At 64.8% G+C, this 19201-nt stretch carries 17 protein-coding genes, 2 tRNA genes and 1 pseudogene; 6 read left to right on the top strand and 14 right to left on the bottom strand.

Annotated elements, in window-relative coordinates:
* Positions 1–92 precede the first annotated feature (92 nt).
* A complete protein-coding gene (locus LDH66_RS18630) occupies positions 93–887 on the bottom strand; it encodes an NAD+ synthase (RefSeq protein ID WP_226482633.1) in 795 nt (264 codons plus the stop codon).
* A gap of 453 nt (positions 888–1340) precedes the next feature.
* On the opposite strand from LDH66_RS18630, the gene LDH66_RS18625 reads away from it, so the two are divergent.
* Positions 1341–1411, top strand: a tRNA-Gly gene (locus LDH66_RS18625).
* Between the two features lie 222 nt (positions 1412–1633).
* On the opposite strand, the gene LDH66_RS18620 is transcribed toward LDH66_RS18625, so the two are convergent.
* The 6 genes and pseudogenes from LDH66_RS18620 to LDH66_RS18595 form a co-directional block, all read right to left on the bottom strand.
* Positions 1634–2599, bottom strand: coding sequence for a transcription initiation factor IIB (locus LDH66_RS18620; protein ID WP_226482578.1), 966 nt, complete (start codon positions 2597–2599; stop codon positions 1634–1636).
* A gap of 110 nt (positions 2600–2709) precedes the next feature.
* Positions 2710–4215: a hypothetical protein gene (locus tag LDH66_RS18615; RefSeq protein WP_226482632.1), complete on the bottom strand. Its 1506-nt coding sequence runs from the start codon at positions 4213–4215 to the stop codon at positions 2710–2712.
* Positions 4216–4420: 205 nt separating this feature from the next.
* Complete coding sequence (locus tag LDH66_RS18610) at positions 4421–4849, bottom strand: universal stress protein (RefSeq protein ID WP_226482577.1); 429 nt, start codon at positions 4847–4849, stop codon at positions 4421–4423.
* Positions 4850–4929: 80 nt separating this feature from the next.
* Positions 4930–5292, bottom strand: coding sequence for a hypothetical protein (locus tag LDH66_RS18605; RefSeq protein WP_226482576.1), 363 nt, complete (start codon positions 5290–5292; stop codon positions 4930–4932).
* 1 nt (position 5293) lies between these two features.
* Entirely contained in the window at positions 5294–5533 is a 240-nt protein-coding gene (locus LDH66_RS18600) for an amphi-Trp domain-containing protein (protein WP_226482575.1), read from the bottom strand.
* A gap of 120 nt (positions 5534–5653) precedes the next feature.
* A pseudogene (locus tag LDH66_RS18595) lies at positions 5654–5976 on the bottom strand (ATPase domain-containing protein); the annotation flags it as partial.
* Positions 5977–6089: 113 nt separating this feature from the next.
* On the opposite strand from LDH66_RS18595, the gene LDH66_RS18590 reads away from it, so the two are divergent.
* Complete coding sequence (locus LDH66_RS18590; protein WP_226482574.1) at positions 6090–6926, top strand: NAD(+)/NADH kinase; 837 nt, start codon at positions 6090–6092, stop codon at positions 6924–6926.
* Here the strand turns inward: LDH66_RS18590 and LDH66_RS18585 are convergent, their stop codons facing one another.
* From LDH66_RS18585 to LDH66_RS18570, 4 genes are all read right to left on the bottom strand, one after another.
* On the bottom strand, positions 6927–7580 hold the full coding sequence (locus tag LDH66_RS18585) for a DsbA family oxidoreductase (protein ID WP_226482573.1): 654 nt from the start codon (positions 7578–7580) through the stop codon (positions 6927–6929). It lies immediately after the preceding gene.
* Positions 7581–7680: 100 nt separating this feature from the next.
* Positions 7681–8448, bottom strand: a complete 768-nt coding sequence (locus tag LDH66_RS18580; protein ID WP_226482572.1) for a DNA-directed RNA polymerase subunit epsilon — start codon at positions 8446–8448, stop codon at positions 7681–7683.
* Between the two features lie 230 nt (positions 8449–8678).
* Positions 8679–9599 (bottom strand): nucleotidyltransferase domain-containing protein, encoded by a 921-nt coding sequence (locus LDH66_RS18575; protein ID WP_226482571.1) that lies wholly within the window; start codon positions 9597–9599, stop codon positions 8679–8681.
* A 106-nt stretch (positions 9600–9705) separates the two neighbouring features.
* The gene (locus tag LDH66_RS18570) at positions 9706–10845 is read right to left on the bottom strand and encodes a site-2 protease family protein (protein WP_226482570.1); all 1140 of its coding nucleotides are present in this window, start codon (positions 10843–10845) and stop codon (positions 9706–9708) included.
* Positions 10846–11156: 311 nt separating this feature from the next.
* Between LDH66_RS18570 and mptA the strand changes: the two genes are divergently transcribed.
* Complete coding sequence (mptA, locus tag LDH66_RS18565) at positions 11157–12083, top strand: GTP cyclohydrolase MptA (protein WP_226482569.1); 927 nt, start codon at positions 11157–11159, stop codon at positions 12081–12083.
* Here mptA and LDH66_RS18560 read toward each other — a convergent pair.
* The gene (locus tag LDH66_RS18560; RefSeq protein ID WP_226482568.1) at positions 12080–12883 is read right to left on the bottom strand and encodes a TrmB family transcriptional regulator; all 804 of its coding nucleotides are present in this window, start codon (positions 12881–12883) and stop codon (positions 12080–12082) included. The genes mptA and LDH66_RS18560 overlap by 4 nt on opposite strands.
* An 81-nt stretch (positions 12884–12964) precedes the next feature.
* Positions 12965–14614 (bottom strand): DUF255 domain-containing protein, encoded by a 1650-nt coding sequence (locus tag LDH66_RS18555; protein WP_484549488.1) that lies wholly within the window; start codon positions 14612–14614, stop codon positions 12965–12967.
* 132 nt (positions 14615–14746) lie between these two features.
* Here LDH66_RS18555 and LDH66_RS18550 point away from each other — a divergent pair, with 132 nt between their 5' ends.
* From LDH66_RS18550 to LDH66_RS18540, 3 genes are all read left to right on the top strand, one after another.
* A complete protein-coding gene (locus LDH66_RS18550; protein ID WP_226482566.1) occupies positions 14747–15343 on the top strand; it encodes an FxsA family protein in 597 nt (198 codons plus the stop codon).
* A gap of 79 nt (positions 15344–15422) precedes the next feature.
* Positions 15423–15496: transfer RNA gene (locus LDH66_RS18545), tRNA-Ile, on the top strand.
* Positions 15497–15681: 185 nt separating this feature from the next.
* Positions 15682–17001 carry a TIGR00341 family protein gene (locus tag LDH66_RS18540; RefSeq protein WP_226482565.1) on the top strand — a complete coding sequence of 440 codons (1320 nt, stop codon included), beginning with the start codon at positions 15682–15684 and terminating at the stop codon, positions 16999–17001.
* A 951-nt stretch (positions 17002–17952) separates the two neighbouring features.
* Here LDH66_RS18540 and LDH66_RS18535 read toward each other — a convergent pair.
* Positions 17953–19014, bottom strand: a complete 1062-nt coding sequence (locus LDH66_RS18535) for a TrmB family transcriptional regulator (protein ID WP_226482564.1) — start codon at positions 19012–19014, stop codon at positions 17953–17955.
* Positions 19015–19201 lie beyond the last annotated feature (187 nt).

The following is a 19201-nucleotide window of genomic DNA, read 5'->3' as shown; positions in this document are numbered from 1 at the left end:
ATAGCTCGGTCCGGTCCGAATCGAAATCGACGACACCGGGGGCCGATCCGGGCTCGGTCGTGTTATCCGGCTTCAGAACCGCTCGAGACGGCTCACTCGAGCGGCTCCGGTGCCGGCGGTGCCGTTCGCTTGTGCTCACTGCGTTCGTACAGTCCGCGGACGCGCTCGACCGTTTCCTCGTCGACCTCGAGCAGTCGGGCGGTCGCGGCGACCGACAGCGGGCCGTCGATATGCGTCGCCAGAACGGAGTCGAGGACGTCGTAGCTGATCCCCAGTTCGTCCTCGTCGGTCTGGTCGGCCCACAGCTCCGCGGTCGCGGTCTTAGCCGCCAGTTCCTCGGGGACGCCGACGTGGCGAGCGAGCTGGCGGACCTGCCCCTTGTAGAGGTTCCCGATCGGATGGCAGTCGACGGCTCCGTCGCCGTACTTGGTGAAGTAGCCGACCGCGGCCTCGCTGCGGTTGCCGGTCCCGAGGACCAGCCGGCTCTCGTGGTTGGCGACGAGGTAGTTCAGCACCGCTCGAGCGCGAGCGCGCGCGTTCCCGACCGCCTCGCGGTCGCCCTCGGCCTCCGGATAGGCCGCCAGCAGCGAGTCGACGATCGGTTCGACCTCGATCACGTCGTAGGTGATCTCTAAGTCCTGAGCGACCCACTCCGCGTCGCTCATGTTCTCCTCGCTGCTGACCGTCGCCGGGAGGACGAGCCCGTGGACGTTCTCGGCCCCGAGCGCCTCGACGGCGAGCGTCCCCGTCAGCGTGCTATCGATCCCGCCCGAGAGCCCGAGCACTGCACCGTCTGCCCCCGCGGCGTCGACCCGGTCGCGAATGAACTCCGTGATGTGTTCGCGTCGCTGCTCGAGTTCCGCCTCCGAAAAGCGAAGGTCGATCATGTGGCCGGATACGGACGGCATGACCTAATAGCCTCCCCTCCCCGGAAAAAACTGACCGGGCGTCCGATTTCGGCGGTCGATCGCGGTCCGGCGTGCCGATCGGCTGTCGTGTGTCCATCGCGAAAACGGGGACCGAAGGTCCGGGTGCGAGAATCGAACTGCGCGTCTCAGCCTCCACGGGCTGAAGGATTACCACTACCCCAACCCGGACACACTGCGTCTTGCCGCGATTATCGCTACCACGCTCGATACGTAATAAGTACGGATAGTACTCAGAAACTGCAACTCGAGGCCGGCTTCTTGATCGCCGACGGCCGTTGGTTCCGCTCGAGAGCGCTACGTTGAAGTGGAACCGGTGGGTAGACTCGAGTGTCGACGTGAGTGAGCGCCGGTGGTGAGCAAATCCAACGGATTTGCGATCCTCGGCGCACAAGCGAACGAAGTGAGTGTCGTGCGCCGGTGGTCCAGTGGTAGGACATGAGCTTCCCAAGCTCATAGCCCGGGTTCGACTCCCGGTCGGCGCACTTCTGGGTCCGCCATAAATTCCTTATCAGTGAGTATTAAAACCGCCGACAGTCGTCAGGGCGGACGGGCGACAGTCAACTCGCCCTGAAGTCAGGGACAGTGATGCCGAATCGGGGATTCGTCACCTCCGACTAACGTCGGCAACGTTCACTGACAAGCCCATAATCGTCGCATGGGCAGTTGATTTCCCGGTCGGCGTGAAAATGGCGACCGAAACCGTCCTATTCGTGAATCCCCATCGCTTCGATCTGCTCCTGATACCGGTTCCGGATGGTTACCTCGGTCACCTGCGCGACGTCCGACACTTCGCGCTGGGTCTTCTTCTCGTTACAGAGCAGCGATGCAGCGTAGATCGCGGCCGCGGCGTAACCGGTCGGCGACTTGCCCGAGAGAAGCCCCTTCTCGGTCGTGACATCGATGATCTCGTTCGCCTTCACTTGGACCTCCTCGGAGAGCTCGAGCTCCGAGCAGAACCGGGGCACGTACTTCTTGGGGTTGACCGGCTCCATCTCGAGGTTGAGTTCCTGGGCGACGTAGCGATAGGTACGGCCGATCTCCTTGCGCTCGACGCGGGAGACGGCGGCGACCTCCTCGAGCGAGCGGGGGATGCCTTCCATGCGGCAGGCGGCGTAGAGCGTACTGGTCGCGACGCCCTCGATCGAGCGCCCGCGGATGAGGTCTTCGTCGAGCGCGCGCCGGTAGATGACGCAGGCGACCTCGCGGACCGAGCGGGGGATGGCCAGCGAAGAGGCCATCCGGTCGGTCTCGGAGAGGGCGAACTGGAGGTTCCGTTCGCCGGCGTCCTTGGTGCGGATCCGTTCCTGCCACTTTCGCAGGCGACGCATCTGGTTGCGTTTGTCCGAGGAGATTGAACGGCCGTAGGCGTCCTGATTCTTCCAGTCGATGGAGGTCGTCAGGCCCTTGTCGTGCATCGTCTGGGTCGTCGGCGCGCCGACGCGGGACTTGTTCTGCCGTTCCGAGTGGTTGAACGCGCGCCATTCGGGCCCGTGGTCGATGTTGGTTCCTTCGACGATGAGTCCGCATTGATCGCAGACGAGTTCGCCCTGATCCTCGCTCTTGACGAGCGTTCCACCGTCGCACTCGTCACACACCCGCTCGCGCTCCGGTTCCTGCGTTTTTTCTGTCGTTTCAGGATCGCGTTCGCGCTGACGGGTGGGGCTTGCCATTTCATGTTGATAACGATGTTGCAAGGACTTAAGGGCTCGCCACCGAACTATCACGGTTCGACTGTCATATCGACCCCATCCCCGACGGAAAAACAGCGCTCCGAACCGTCTCAGAGGTAGCCGAAGAGCGTTCCGACCAGTACGAGCAGCCACATCGTGGTACCGATCAGCAGCATGTCGTTGAACTTCGAGCTCCGGGACGCCCGTTTGGCCGCGCCGCCGGCGATCAGACCGAGCGCGACGACGACGAGCATCCGCTGAACGACGACGTCGACGGGTAGCGAGGAGACGCCAAGCAGACTGTAGTCGAGCCAGACCGCGACCGCGAGCGAGCCTGCGGCGACGACGGCGGCGTCGAGCCGCCGCGTGAGTCCGCGCGCGAGCAGGTAGGTCGCGACGGGGATCCCGACCCCGATCACCGGATAGAGGAGTCCGGCGATCTGGTGGGGTGTGAGGAACGCGGCCTGCCGTTCGAGCGCGAGGCCGCCCATCCGAACGCCCAGATACAGCGCCAGGATGGTGAAGACGAGGAGGACGTGGCCCGCCTCGAGGCGGGCGTAGGCGGCGGCGAGCCGCTGGCGGTCGACGTCGGTCAGGCGGTCGTCGATCGCGTCGGGCGTCCGCTCGGCGATGTGCTCGCCGGTGGACGTAGACCGTTCGGTGCCGCTCGATGCGCTTATACCGCGTCTCCCGGCTCGAACGCCGACGAGCGTCGGAACGACGAGCAGTCCAGCGAGTTCGACGAGAGTCGCCCAGCCGTCGGCATCGGCGGAGTTCCTGTTGTCGAGATAGATTCGGGTCACGTCCTCCTGGACGTCGACTCGCGGGTGTTTCATGAAGTCGGCCTCTACTTTCGTCTGGGCGTCCTGGGAGCCGTGAACCCGGTGTCGAAGGGTGAACCAGTCGAAGTGTTCCGAGTGGGTCTGCATGGCGACCCAGTTGTCGTCCTCGTTGGGACTCTCGTAGAGGCGAATGTGGTATCGCTGTCCGAAGTAATCGCCGTCCTCGAGTTGCCGCGTTTCGGTCGTCCAGTAGCCGCTCTCGTTCGGGCCGGGATCGACGTAGGCGTACCGGGTGCCGCCGTCGGCTTGTCCCCAGTTGAGGTTGGGAATGGGACCCTGGGACTCCTCCGCCGCGTCCTCGTCGGTCGCGTTCGTCGACGAGTTATTCGCCGTCGTTGCGTCGTCGACCTCGGCGTCCGGTTGCGTTCCGTTGGCGGTCGCGTTGGCCGGTTGCGTTTCGTTGTCGGAGGCGTTCCCGCCGGTGAGCGAGTACGTCTCTGGGAGCGCTTCCTCCTCGGATTCGTTGATCTCCGACCAGTCACCGCTGTCGGCGTCGGTCAATACCCGCTCGATATCGTCGATATCACCACGGACGACCACGTTGATCGGGCTTCGCTTCTGGAATCGCTTGGTGGGACTGAGATACTCCCAGAAACTGCTCTCGGAGTCGTCGAACGAGACGAGTTCCGGCGTCCGCTGCTCCGTTTGCTCCGTCTGGGCCGGTGCTTCTGACGCCGTCTGACTGGTCGATAGCGACAGCAACAGCGACGGCCCGCCGATGAGGGCGACGGCGAGAACGAGCAGAACGGCTGAGATCACGATCGAACGGCGCATCTCTGCATCACTAGTGACGGCGTGCACATCAAACCGTGTGTAACCGATCCGAGATATCCCGTTCGCGTACGGTGATAGTGGACGAGCGGATCGCGGTCGCAGCAGTATCTCCGGTCACGCGGTCGTCTAACATTTCGCCTGCTCGAGCGAATCGATCGCCTCGTTCGGCGGACGAGCAGCTATCGCCGTGCGGATTCGATCCCGCTCACACGTCGGGACCGACGGTGGTGACGGGGACGGGGGCTTCGCGGACGACGCGCTGGGAGACGCTGCCGACGACGTTGCGTTCGTACTCGTCGCCGCTGGTACCCATGACGATCAGGTCGACGTCGGCGGTCGCGGCGTAATCGACGATACACTCTGCGGGGTTGCCGGTGTCGACCGCCGTCGTCGTCTCGATCCCGTGATCGGCGGCGCGAGTGGCCGCGTCGTCGACCGCCTCCCGGGCGGTCGCCTCGAGGTCGTCGCGGACGTCCTCGATGCGGTCGTCGTCGAGCACGAGGAACGCGCGGTCGTCGACGACCGAGAGGACGTGGAGGGCCGCGTCTCGCGTGGTCGCGACGTCGATGGCGTGGTCCGCGACGGTCGCCGCGTGGTCGCTGCCGTCCGTCGGAAGCAGGATCGTCTCGTACATTGCTGTCTACGCGAACCACTCGCGCGGACGAAAAAAGGGGTTTCCTTCCGTCTTCGACGGTGGGAACGACGGGAGCGGCGCTAGATGCCGGGGATCCCGAGCGCGTCGGGGGTTACGAACCCGACTACGGCGAGCGCGTAGAGGATTCCGACCGCGACGATCCAGGCGACGAACCCGATCGCGGCCGCGGAGCCCCAGCCGCCGGGATACCGCCAGTTGATGACGCCGACCCAGATGATTAGCATCAACAAGACCCCCAGAATGGGGACCCAGCCGACGAAGAAGCTCGTGATCCCCCACGCGGCCGCGCCGATGAGGGCGGTCACCGCTGCGTTCACGAAGCTCGCGTCCCTGTCCAACACCAGCCGCGCGCCTGCGAGGATCCCGACCGTTCCGACCAGCAGGCTCAGGACGAAGATCAGGATGGAGTCCGCGGCGGCCATGTTAGGGTTTCCAGCTCAGTTCGATCTCGACTGTTTCACGGTTCCCGCGGAGCATCGAGGAGCGCTCGACGGTCTCGACCGAGACGTCGATGTTGTGGGGCGGGTTGAGCGATACGTTCTTGTTCCCGACCCTGATCGAGACCTCCTCGCTCTCGCCCTCGAACTCGGTCGCGAGCTCTTGGAGGTACTCGGCGAGTTCCTCTCGCGGCAGTGTTTCGTCGGCTGTCGTCCGTTGCGCCATGTGAGAATAATCGGGCTCCTGTCCGCAAAAGTATGGGCCCTGAACACGTCGATAAGTAGTCTCTTACTGGATCAGACCCCGCTGTAACGGTCGGCTAGGCGGAACCGAGACGGCAGACGGTCAGAACAGGTTCGCCTGTTGATAGACGGAAATACCCTCGCTCGTGATCTCGTAGGGCTTTTTCTCTCGAGAGTGGTTCGCATCGCGGATCTTCCGGATCTCGACCGCCAGCCGGGTCTCGCGGACGTCCGCTGGCCCGACGTACTGCAGGACGAAGACGGCGTCCGTGAGAGACTCGACGATGCCGTACCGCGAGGCGTAGGCGTCTCCTGCGAGGCCTCGCTGGTCGACAGCGCGGTACCGCCCGCCTCCGTCAGGCTTCGGGAGAAATCGTATATTTCGTTGCGACGTTTCGCCCGGTCCTGATACATCATCTCGAGCGGATCGGCGTCGACGACGGCGAGTCGCCGTCCGGAGTCGTTCCATCCGGACGAAGCGCGTCGCCGGCGGCCGGACAAGCGTGGCTTTTTGACGACGGGGCGGGTAGCCGCCGTCGATGGACGTCGCCGTCGGAATCGTCGCCCAACGTGACAACGAGCGTGCACAGGCACTCGCCGCGAGCCTCGTCGACGCCCTCGAGCGCGAGGGAGCCGACGTCGTCGTCGACGACGCGACCGGCGGGGCGGTCAGGGCGAGCGCCGTCCCGGTCGCCGCGATGGCGGGCCGCGACCTCGTCGTGAGCATCGGCGGCGACGGGACGCTGCTGTTCGTCGCCCGCGAGGTCAGGTCGACGCCGATCCTGGGAGTCAACCTCGGCGAAGTCGGCTTTCTCAACGCCGTCGCGCCCGACGACGCCGTCGGCGTCGTCACCGAACTCGTCTCGGAACTCGCGGAAACGGGGACCGTAGAGGAACGCGAACTCGCGCGACTGCGAGCGACCGGCGTCGAGGAGGACTGGACGCTCGAGCCCGCGCTCAACGAGGTCGTCGTCCACGGGCCGCGACGGGGCAACGGCGGCGGCGCGACGATCGATATCGACGTCGACGGCCAGCGGTACGCCGAGAGCCACGCGGACGGCGTCCTCGTGGCCACGCCGACGGGCTCGACCGCGTATAATTTGAGCGAGGGCGGACCGCTGGTCCATCCGTCCGCCGAGACGCTCGTCGTCACGCAGATGGCCGCGACCGAGTCGATGCCCCCGCTGGTCGTCGAACCGGAGACCGAGATCACGCTCTCCGTCTCCGGGACCGGGACCGCCTACGCGATCAGCGACGGCCGGAACCGACAGCGCCTCGAGCCCCCCGCCGCGGTTTCGGTCTCGCTCGCGACCGAGTCCGTCAGGCTGGTCGGCCCGCAGGCGAACTTCTTCGACGGCCTCGACAAGCTCGAGTGACTACCGATCGCCCTCGACGAGTCGTTCCAAGTGCTCCGGCGGGACCGAGCCTCGGGCGGCGTGGCCGTCGGAGACGAACGTCGGCACGCCGGTGATCCCCTTCTGCTGGGCCTCGGCAAATCGGTCCTCGAGCTCCGCACGGATGCCCTCGTCGTCGACCGCGTCGCGGATCTCGTCGGTCGGGAGGTCGACGTCCGACGCGAGATCGGCCAGTACGTCGACGTCGCCGATGTCGCGGCCGTTCTGCCAGAGCGCGGTGTAGATCGCCTCGTCGAACGCAGCCCACTGCTCGGGATACTCCTGTTTGACGTACCACGAGGCGACCTGTGCGTTCAACGAGTCGACGTCGGTCGCGATCTCCTGTGCCATCTCGACGCCGTACTCCTCCTGCAGCCGGCGGACGTTCTGTCTCGCCTGCTCGTAGTACTCGTCGCCCTTGCCGTCGTCGACGTCGTGATCGATCGAGCCGTCCGCGTTCCGCTTCCCGCTCCGCAGGTCGAAGGGGTGCCACTCGACCTCGAGCGGCTCGTCGCGGCCCTCGCGGTACTGTGCAAGCGAGCGCGTCCCCAGATAACAGAACGGGCAGACGTAGTCGGCGTAGATTTCGATTCGGTCGGTCGTTTCCGGTGTCGATCCGGTGTCAGCGTCAGCCATAGTGCCGATAGGAGCCTAATACGGAAAAGTCGCCGGTCACCGGCAGTCGAACCGAGACGCGGTGCGGGCCCGGTCCAGAATTCGGGCGGCGGCCGCGTCGTTAGCTTTCGGTCCCGGTGGCCGCGTCCGCAGCCTCGGTCTCCGACTCCGTCACGTCCGGTAGGTTCGGGTCCCGATAGGGGTTGCGCCCGTAGGCCGGCAGTTCGTCTTCGAGTTGGGACTTGAGGACGCGACGGAGCCGGTTCAGGCTCGTCGTATCCAGCCCGTACTCGGCCGCGAGTCGCTCGAACGTCTCCTCGTCGGTGATGTCGTGTGCGCGATACCGACCGAACAGTTCCTCCATCCGGTCGGCGGAGAGCTCCTGTGCATCGATATCGTCCAGCCCGAAGTACTGCTGGCGGTCGACGTCGACGACGTGGCGGATCGCGACCAGCGCCACCTTCTCGATCGCGCGCTGACTGCCGAACTCGGTGAGGTCGATCTCGTCCATGACGCCCAATGCGAGGTCCCGTTGCCACGGCGTCACCTCGAGGACGTTACAGAGCGCCTGCGTGGTTCGCAGCCGATCGAGACGGTGGGCGCGTTCGCTGTAGCCCGGCGTCGCCGCGTGCTGTTCGTCGTGGAGGCGACGGACGTTCTCGGAGAGGTCCGCGTCGGGCGAGTCCGCGCGGCCGATGACCGTCGCGCTCGGCGTGACGACGCCCCACCGACGGACCGTCGAATCGCGTTGCACGTCGGCCCGCGAGAGCGATCCGGACCCGGGGCGGGTCTCGAGGCGGCGCTCGCTGTCGGGGTCGGGCTCGACGCCGTCCGCGACGGCTGGGGCTCGCTCGGGATCTGGACCAGGGTCGGCACCGTCGTCTTGCATCGTCTGTCGCTCGGAGAGGGAGAGTGAAAAAGGCTCGCTCCGTTCAGTACACCAGTTCGACGGACAGACAGGCTTTCTAACAGGAACCCGCGATCCACGCGTCTCTCGAGCGATAGCGGGCACCAGCACTCGCTGTTCGAGACGATCGGTCCGCGAAAAGCCCTTCGTAGCTTCACCTTGTGACCAGAGGCACTTAAAGAGAATCGGCGGCGAGACGGTTCCGATGCGTGCTACTGAACCGCATCGATCATCTCGTCGATGAACTCGTCGAGTCGGCCGGTATCGGGCCCATCCCGGGCGTGAATTTCGGGATCGATCGCTTTCGGCGGGTGGGCGAACTCGCGACCCACGGCGTCGCCGATTACGGCCTCGCCCTCGCCCGCCCGTTTCCGCTCGAGCAACTCGCGAGCGCGGTCGATCCGGTCGGCGTCGAAGACTGCGGGTGCCTGCTCGCGAAGGAAGGTCTCGAACTCGAGGGCCGGCAGGTCGTGTTCGCTGCACTCACCGGTCGCTTTGAGGTAGTAGGCGGACATGGCCGCGCGGCAGATCAGCAGGTTTCGCTTGACCGTGGGCCTCGTCTGCGTCTCGCTGAACTGCTCGTCGTCGACCGAGACCGTCATCGTCCCGTCGTCGGTTTCGACGGTGTACTCCTCGCTTCCGGCATCGACGATCGGGAAGGTCTCGTCGTCGCTCCGGACCAGGTGCCGCGAGAGGTACTTGCGGTAGTTGCTCGTCGCGATCCCGCGCCACGTGTGATAGATGTCGATCGGATTGTACGTCCGCTTGATGTACGCGGTGAGGGCAGCGGGATCGTACGCGAGCCGATAGCGAATCGGACTCCGCAGCAGGTCGATCGCGCCCTCGTTCGAATCGGCGAGCAGGCGCGCGAACGTCCGCACGTCCCAGCCCTGATACTCGAACTCGCCGCGGTCCACGACGACGGTTTCGGGAGCGCCCTCGAGGTGGGCGTAGCGCCGCAAATCGGTCGGCGCGAAGACGAAGCCGACATCGTAGTCGCTGTCGGGACTCGCCGCCCCCCAGGCGTGGCTGCCGCGGGCGACCGCCAGGACGACCGCGACGTCGTGTGCGCGCTCGATCGCCGCCAGCTGGTCGTCGACGGTCTCGCGGACGTGCGTCGGAACGGTGGCCATGGCCGGGACTCGAGTCTGGAAGACCGAAAAACGAGCGAATCGACGTCTCGCCGAACCGATTTCGCACGAAAACAGCCGGCCGCACAGAGCGGCGAGATAGAGCGCACTATCCGCTGATACCGCTCTGGAAGCCGCGCCGGACCGTCATGGCGTGCGCGTAATCGGCTTTCGAGAGCACGCCGACGGGATCCCCGTTCTCCTCGACCAGCACGTTCCCGCTCCCGGACTGGTTCAGCAGGGCCAGCGTGTCGAAGGCGTCGGCGGTCGACTCGGTCCGGGAAATCTCCCGCATGACCGCGTCGACGCGGGTCGTGCCGCGGTCGTCGCCGCGAGCCGTCCGGAGGTCGCCGAGCGTGATCACGCCGAGGACCGCCCCGCTCCCGTCCGTGACGAGGTGGATCGGCTGACGGTCGCGGAGCATCCGGTCACCGAACTCCTCGAGCGTCGTGTCGGCCGAGACCGTCGCGGGATCCCGGGTCATGATGTCGCCGACCGTGATGCCCTCGAGCAGTTCGTCGAGGAGGACGCTCTGCGATTCCGTCGTCGCGGCGCCGTAGATGAAGAAGGCGAGGAGAATGAGCATGAGCTGGAACGTGAGGACGCCGACGATAGCGAACAGGAGCGCGAAGATGACACCCACCCGCGCCGCGATCCGCGTCGCGGTGCCGTACGGGCGGGAGCGAGCCAGGAGGGCGCGGAAGATGCGCCCGCCGTCCATCGGGAACGCGGGGAGGAGGTTGAATCCCGCTAAGAACAGGTTCGTGATAGCTAGATAGCCGACGATGAACCGGGACGCCTGAAGCGAATTCGGCGCGACGAGAACGCCCGCATAACAGACGGCGGCGACGAGGACGCTCGTGAGGGGGCCGGCGATGGCGATCCAGAACTCGCGGTTCCACTCCTTCGGCAGCGACGTCAGCGACGCCATGCCGCCGAGGATCCACAGGGTGATCGACTCGATCTCGATGCCGTACCGCAACGCTGCCCACGAGTGGCCGAGTTCGTGCAGCGTGACGCTCGCGAACAGGCCGACCGCCGCCGTGATACCGATGAGCCACGGCGTCGTCCCGGCGCGGAGCCGAGCGAGGTCGAACCCGGTTCCGGTGAATCGCTCGATGAAGCCGGCGTACAGTTCGATCTGCTGGCCGCTCCCGATGAGCCACGCGAGGATCGGGAGGAAGATCAGTAAGGAGGTGTTGATTCGAATGGGGATGCCCCAGATTTCCGTGATCGTGTAACTTCGCACACTCTCCGCTGTCGCTCCGGGGTCTTAGTTGACGTGAAAGCGATTTTCCGGTGTTCCGTACCGTCCGTTCGGCGTGGGACTCTACAGGGGTGTTACTGCCGGGTCGTTTCACTCGGCTCTCGAGAGACAGAGCGTCGCGACTACCGAATTGGCACGTCAGAGAACGGCGGTCTTCCCGTCATAGCTCTACCTTGTGACCAGAGACACTTAAAGAAACGACGGGTGCTCGAGATGGAGCCGGCCGACCGACCGTCGAGCCAGTTACTACTGGTTCCGAAAGGTTGAATCGCCCGCTGCCCTGAATGCGGGCAATGAGTCATCAGTTGCCGGACGTGCAGGCGACGTCGCCCGACGTGACCGTCGGCCTGAGTCAGGTCGGCGTCACCGGCGTCGACAAGCTCGTCAAGATCGCCCGCGAGGACAAGCGCCCGATCGTCCTCACCGCCGAGTTCGAGGTCTTCGTCGACCTCCCGGGCTGGCGCAAGGGTGCTGACATGAGCCGCAACATGGAGGTCATCGACGAGATCTTAGAGGACGCCACCCGCGAGGAGGCCTACGGCGTCGAAGAGGTCTGCGGCGAGGCCGCCGAACGGCTGCTCGAGCGCCACGATTACACGTCGAAGGCGGAGGTCTCGATGGAGGCCGAGTTCATGCGGCGCGAACAGACGCCCGCGAGCGACCGCGAGACCCAACACACGGTCGATATCGTGGCCGCGGCGACGGCGACCGACGAGGGCACCCGCGAGGAGATCGGTGCGCGAGTCACTGGCATGACGGTCTGTCCCTGCTCGCAGGGGATGTCGACCGCACGCGCGAAGCAGACGCTCGAGGACCTGGGCGTCGAGGCGGAGACGATCACGGAGTTCCTGGACGAAGTGCCCCAACCGGGGCACTCCCAGCGGGGCCACGCGACGCTGACCGTCGAGGCCAACGGCGATCCGTCGGTCGATCTGAACGACATCATCGACATCGCGCGGGACTCGATGAGCGCCCGGATCTACAACCTCGCGAAGCGGCCCGACGAGGATCACATGACCTACGAGGCCCACGCCGACGCGAAGTTCGTCGAGGACTGCGTCCGCGCGCTGGCCGAGGGGGTCGTCGACGAGTTCGATCACCTGGCCGACGACGCGGTGATCACGATGAGCCAGTCCAACGACGAGTCGATCCACCAGCACAACGCCCACGCCGAGCGCATCGTCGAGATGGGAACGCTGCGCGACGAGATCGAGAGCTAGAACTCGAGCGGCTCCGCTTCTTCCCAGCGCGGGACGAACTCCTCGTGGACGTTCGCGGCGAACTCGGGATCCTTGAGATCGATCATGCCGAAGGCCTCGCCCGAGGACAGCGGGTTCGGCACCTGAATGCAGATCTCGATGCCGTCGATGATGTTGAACGAGCCCGTGACGTCGTCGTTCGTCCGGACCGCGAAGTCGTCTCGCTGCTGGAGCGTCTCCCGGTAGCGCCGCCCCACCTCTTCCGACATGGAGGCGACCATCTCGCGAGTCATCAACAGATCGATCGAGACGCCCCGGTCGAGTGCGTCCTCGAGCTGAGCGTTGATCTCCTCGCTCGCGGCCTGAATGTCCCACTGCGGGGACGGATGGGACGAGACCATCACGATGTCGCGGTCGGCGGCCGCCAGCCGCTCCAAGAGCAGGTCCATCGTCTCCTCGGGACCGACCGCGGCGGTCCAGAACTGCTCTTCGACCGGCTCGGCCGCGTGGAGTTCGTCGGCCAGATCATCGACGATCGACTCGTACTGGTCGGCCTTCTCCTCGAGTTCCCGTTTCTTGTCCTCGAGGAGCCGATCGAGCGCCGTCGACGGCTCGACGGCGACGTACTTCTTCGGTCGGCTCGCGGTCTGACTCCGGACCAGATTGTACTGCTCGATACTGTTCAACACGTCGTAGATCCGCCCCATCGGGACGTCACTCGCCCGTGACAACTCCTTCGCCGTTGTGGGGCCGGTGTTGAGCAACGATCGGTAGGCTCGAGCTTCGTACTCGGAGAGCCCGAGATCCCTGAGACTGGCCATGTCTGGAACCATCCGACCGAAGAAATATAAACACTGTGGTAGTTTGCCTCGAGACCGGTCTCGGCCGGTAGGGGCCGAATGTCAGTCGAGAAGGGACTGAACGCGCTCGCTCAACTCGTCCGGAGTTTCGGCACGCTCTGACATGCGGTCGCCGCGTTCGACCCGCGCCGTCCCCGCCTCGCAGTCGGCGTCGGGGACGACGACCTTCTCGTGGTCGGCCATCCGGAGCGCCGCTCGGTGGAGGTCGGAGCCGGGTTCGGCGGCCACCCGGATCACCAGCGGCCCCTCGAGCAGCCGGGAGACGGCCGTCGCGTAGCGGGCGACCTGGACGGTGAACCGGTCGCTCGCCCCCGCGAAGGCCTCGAGGGTCTCGCGGGCGAACTCGCGGTAGCGGTCCTCGCCGGTGAGGGCTGCCAGATCGATCAGCGCGTCCGCGAACGCGACGTTCGAGTCGAGCGGCCGTAACGGCCGATCGCACAGGCCAACGCCCTCGGCGGGACCGTCGAGGAACGAGTCCTCGTCGTGGAGCCGGTCGATCGTCGCCTCCGCGACGGCCGTCGCGTCTTCGAGCACGTCCGTCTCGAGGGTGCTGGCGGCCGTCGTCAGCGCCGCCAGCGCGCGGGCCTGATTCGCGAGAAGCGGGAGCGCATCGCCGTCGGCGTCGCGCTCGACGGCGTCGTCGTCACGTGCGTGGGCGACGACCCCCTCCTCGAGCAGGTCCTCGCGGAGGGTCGCGAGCGCGCGTTCGGCGTACCGGCGGGCCCGATCGTCGTCGGTGTAGGCGTAGTACGTGAGCAGTCCCTCGATCGCCAGCGAGTTCGGACCGGCGAGGACGCCGTCGTCGACCGGCGGCTCGTCGGCGGCCGCTCGATCGGTCGCGTCGAGGCTGTGGGCGTCGTCCTCGCCGGGGGCCTGACTGTTCGCGAAGGCGTCGGCGTCGGCGTTCCACAGCGTCGTCGTCAGGAACTCGATCGTGCGATCGGCGGGGTCGCGGTACTCGTCTTTCCCGGTGTGAAGGTAGGCGTTGGCGAACGCGCGCACGAGCGCACCGTTGGAATCCAAGAGCTTCTCGCGTTGGAGTCCCGACCAGTCGCGGTCGGTCGCGAACCGGTAGAAGCCGCCGTCGTACTCGTCTAACAGGTTCGCACCGACCGCGTCGTACGACCGCAGCGCCATGTCTCGGTCGCGTTTGAGCGCGAACTCGAGGGCGTCGGGCAGCGGGAACTTCGGACTGTCGCCCCAGCCGCCGGCGGTCTCGTCGTAGCTCTCCGAGAGCTGGCCGAGCATGGCCGACTCGACGTCGGCCGTCAGCTCGCCGGCCGGCGGGTTGTCCTCCCGGAGCGGCCGCGGGACGCGCGCCGCACCGCTGCCTTTCGTGTCCCACATGGTCCGGACGCTGTCGAGGACCTGTCGCATCCCGTCGGGACCGAGATAGCCCGCACCGGTCAGGACCTTGCCGTCGGGTGCGAGAAAGACCGTCGACGGGAACCCGCCCATATTGTACCGGTCGCGAACGCGCGGGTAGCGGTCCACGTCCACCCGAACGGGAACGAAACTGTCGTTGACGTTGGCCGCGATTCGGGGCTCGGCGTAGGTCTCCGCGTCCATCTCGTGGCAGTGATCGCACCACGTCGCAGTCAGCGAGAGCAAGACGGGAACGTCGGACTCCGCCGCCTCGTCGAAGGCGTCCTGTCCCCACTCGCGCCACTCGACGCGGGTCGTATCGTCCATACCGGACCGAGGTGAGTCCGCGGCGTAAGCCCTTCGTTCGCTCACGGCCCGTCGACTGGGACTCGAGCGGCGGGAATTCCGCTTCTGGAACGAGAGTAAAGGATTTTCACCCTTCGGTGGCTATATCGAGGTATGCTCCGGTGGATCTTCGCGCTGTTGCTCATCCCGTTTCTCGACGCCGTGTTGCTCGCGGTGATCGTTACCCAGTTCGGGTTCGTCAGCTGGGTCGGGATGATCTTACTCGTCGTCCTGACTGGACTGGTCGGGATGCTCCTCGTCCGCGCGGAAGGGCGACGGACGATCCGGAAGATGCAACGGACGATGGCCGCGGGGAAGCCGCCGACCAACGAACTGCTCGACGGGGGCCTGCTGATCGCCGCCGGGGCGTTCCTGCTGACTCCCGGGCTGGTGACCGACGTCATCGGCTTCCTGCTGGCCGTTCCGCTGACGCGGATCCCGATCCGCGCGGCCCTCAAGCGGTTCGTGATCGTCCCCTACGCGGACAAGAAGACGGGCGGGTTCGCCAGCGGCAACGTCTGGACGTTCGGCTTCCCGAACGACGAGACGGCGGACGGATCCACCGAGTCGACCGACGGCGGGACGTACGACCTCGGTGATGACGACTACACCGTCGACGGAAACGGCGACGACTCGTACACGATCGACTTCGGCGACGAGCGGACGGACGACACGGACGACGAGCGAGACGACGACCCCCTCGCTCGGTAGCGGTTCGCACGGGTCCCAAAGAAAGAAACGCTTAAACGTCCCACCGAGCAACTACCGAGTGCGAAGAAGACGGCAACGCGGGCCAATAGCTCAATTAGGTTGAGCGCCACTCTGATAAGGTGGAGGCTCTCGGTTCAAATCCGAGTTGGCCCACTTCTCGCGACGAACTCCTTCGTGAGCCGCGGCTGTGTACTGCGACGAGGCACGAGACCGGATAGTCGACCGACCGATCGTGATGCGGGCCTGTTCTCGAGAATCCTCTCGAGGCGGACCGAACCACCGTTGTCCGGTTCGATGTCAGGTCGAACGTTTTTCCACGGGATCGTCGTGCTGAGACCATGCGCCTCGTGGAGATGCTGATCCCGAAGCAGAAGCGGGACGTCGTCGAGGAGGTACTCGATGAGGAAGGCATCGAATACACGCTCATCGAGGAAGGAAGCCGCGAGGAGCCCTCGGTCGTCATCACGTTCCCGCTGCCGACGCCCGCGGTCGAATCCGTCCTCGACAGCCTCCGCGAGACCGGGATCGACGAGGACTCCTACACCGTGATCGTCGATGCGGAGACCGTCGTCTCGGACCGGTACGACGACCTCGAGCAGCGGTTCGCCCAGAATACCCCGCGCATCTCTCGCGAGGAAATGCAGGCTCGAGCGAAGGATCTCACCCCCCGATTCAGCACGTATCTCGTCATGACGGTCATGAGCGTGATCGTCGCGACCGCCGGCCTGTTGCTCGATTCACCGGCGGTCGTCGTCGGGTCGATGGTGATCGCACCGTTGATCGGCCCCGCGCTCGGTGCGAGCGTGGGCACGGTCATCAACGATCGTGTGCTGTTTCGGCGGGGGATCAAACTCCAGGCGATCGGACTCGGAATCGGCGTCGTCACCGCTGCCGTCTTCGCGTTCGCCATCCGGACGACCGGACTCGTCTCACCGATGATCGATCTCTTCTCGATTTCGGAGATTCAGGGCCGGTTGACACCCGATCTGCTCTCGCTCGTCATCGCGATCGGTGCCGGCGTGGCGGGCGCGTGGACGCTCACTGCGGGGACGTCGGCCGCCCTCGTCGGCGTCATGATCGCCGCCGCGCTCGTTCCGCCACTGGGCGTCATCGGCATCGGTATCGCGTGGGGCCTCCCGCAGGTCGCCCTCGCCGCGAGCGTCCTCGTCCTCGTCAACATCCTGACGATCAATATCACCAGCCTCGCTGTCCTCTGGTATAAAGGCTATCGGCCGGAGAGCTGGTTTCAGCAGGACGAAGCGCGCGTCTCGACGGAGAAGCGCGTCGTCGCACTCGCCGTCACGATAGTCGTCCTCTCGACGTTTCTCGGCGTCGTGACCTACGATACCTATCGAACTGGGATGTACGAAGAGGCGGTCAACGAGGACGTGGCCACCGTTCTCGCGTCGTCCGAGTACGCCGAGCTCTCGCTCATCGATGTCACGATCGACTACGGCGATCCGGTCCCGCCCCGTCAACCGGAGCGCGTCGTCGTTACGGTCGGCTATCCGATCGGAACGGACCCGCCACCGGTCAGTGACGCGATCGAATCCAGAGAGAGCGTCCGCGCGGAGTCGGCGATCCACCTGCCGACCGGACCGCTCGTCGAGTCCGAGCGTCCGGAGGTGGTGGTTCAGTACACCCAGACGGACCAGTAACGAGGTCACGGACTCACTCTCGAGCCCGACTCAGGAGAACGGCTGGTACTCGAGGGCGTCCGGACGAACGCAGGGCGAACCGTCGCGTCCGAGAACTGGGAGAAGCGTCTCGCCGCAGTATTTCACAGAACGCCTCCCGACCGGGGCTGTGACTCTGAGAGACGATGTGATCGAAGCCGGCCGCTTCGGCGAGTTCGATCTGGCGGAGACACGCCGCGGGCGAGAGTTCCCTGAGAGCGGCGAATCATCCGAATCGGATAACGCATTTGAACACAGTACGGCCACTTCTCTACCCACCTACTGGAATGGAAGTAATCCTCATCCGGTAGGCCGTCGCGTAGCACGATGGCAATACGATTACAAACTACCAGATGTACAGTATACTTTGGATACGTACTTGAAATCAGCCCATCATATAGAGACAGAGAGCGATAGTCGACGGTCAGCGGAGTGAAAGTTACGCAGATATTGTTGCAGAATTCGCTTGAAAAGCCATTTGAGGCGGTTTTATCGATATCACCATCGGTCGAGACTGTGCGAATATCACCGCCGACCGACCCACGAACTGCGATCCGATTTCAAAATCGCTATTCACACCTTATTACGACAAGACGCCCTATACTTCCGGAAATAGGCATTTGAGGAATATAGTTGGAGGTGAGAATAGTCAGTACAGTTCTACAGCGCTAATATACCAGTATTCAAATATAAAAGATATATCGTCTATAGTTCGATCATATATTATTGGAATAATATCCCTCCTCGAGTGTTCGCTGATAACGCTGTCACGGATGGAAGACTCGACGGTATGCGACGAATCCGGACCGAATACTGACTCGATCAGCGGTGTAACGACCGTCTCCGGACCCAAGAGATTACATACATATGTTTGTAATCCAATTCCGTCGGATCAATCGAGACGATCACGGTGGCCCCTCGCTGCGAACGGATTCACGGTTCCGGCAGTTCGATGCCGGTCACGCGAATGATTTCGGCCTCGACGTCCTCGAACAGCGCGCCCCACGCACCGATCGAGACGAGTCCGTCGTCGGTCTCGAGGAAGAGCGTTACCTGTCCCGCGAGGTCCGTATACGTGGGATTTCGCGGCGGCTCGAGTTGCCCACCCCACGTCGCCCGGACGAGATCGCCGCGAATCTCGACCGGGTCGCCGGTTTCGATCCGGCGGCCGATCACCTGTAGCGTCATCGACGCCCCGTCGCGGAGCAACGACGCGGCGTCGTAGACGAACCCCTCGATGCTCACGTAGGTGGGGGGCTGGTCCCGATCGAGCTGGAGTCGTTCGTTGTGCGCCCACAGACACGTCCGGAAGTACCAGTGCATGATAAAGGAGAGGATCTCGTCACCGATCGTGATCCCGTAGGAGCGGTCGCTGTGGACGTTCGGGGCGAAGAACGCGTACCGACGATCGACGATCGCCAGGAACGGCCCGGGGATCGGACACCGTCGCATCTCGAGGACGCCCTCGATGTCGGGGACCTCGGTTCCGCCGCCGTCGTAGACCGCGATGTGGACCAAGACGCCGTTAGCCGCGGCGGTCTCGAGCCGGGGTCGTAACGCCTCGAGTTGCTCAGGCGTGGCCGCCAGCGCGACGGAAACGGTCGCCTCGTCGATCGCGTCCCCGGTACTCTTGAGGACCGTTTCGGTCCGTTTGAGGACGCTGATTCGCGATTCCTTCGGGTCCGGTCGCTCCCAGCGGTCCTCGATCTCGGCGGCGGCGTCCGCGAGGGTCTCGCTCTTCTGGCGCAGTCGATTGAGGACGTCGACTGGCTCGCGCGGCCGAGCGTGCAACCGGTCGCGCTCGAGGGTCTCCACGAACCCTTCCTCCGCTAACGAGCGGACGACGTCGTAGATCCGCGAGGATGAGACCGACGACTGTTGGGCGATTTCGGTCACGGGGGCGGTTCCCGATTCGAGGAGCGTCAGGTAGGCCTCCGCCTGTTGACCGGTCAGCCCGGCGTCCTCGAGCGCCCGTCGGAGTGTCTCCGTATCCATACTTGTCCATAGTTAATGGTCGTACAAAAACGTATGTCTGCGGTGTTTGATAATATATTATACACAATTTCGAAATATGTTCTTGTTCCGACTGCTACGTGATAGAACCGGCTGGAGTCCGACGGTTTCGAGTGAGTGATTCGTTATTCACTAGCCAACACACAAATCTGCTGTCAGTATCGGTTCG

This window comes from Natrinema amylolyticum (assembly GCF_020515625.1).
GTDB lineage: Archaea > Halobacteriota > Halobacteria > Halobacteriales > Natrialbaceae > Natrinema > Natrinema amylolyticum.
Note: the sequence above shows the minus strand (reverse complement) of the source record. Positions and strands in the feature narration are given on the sequence as shown.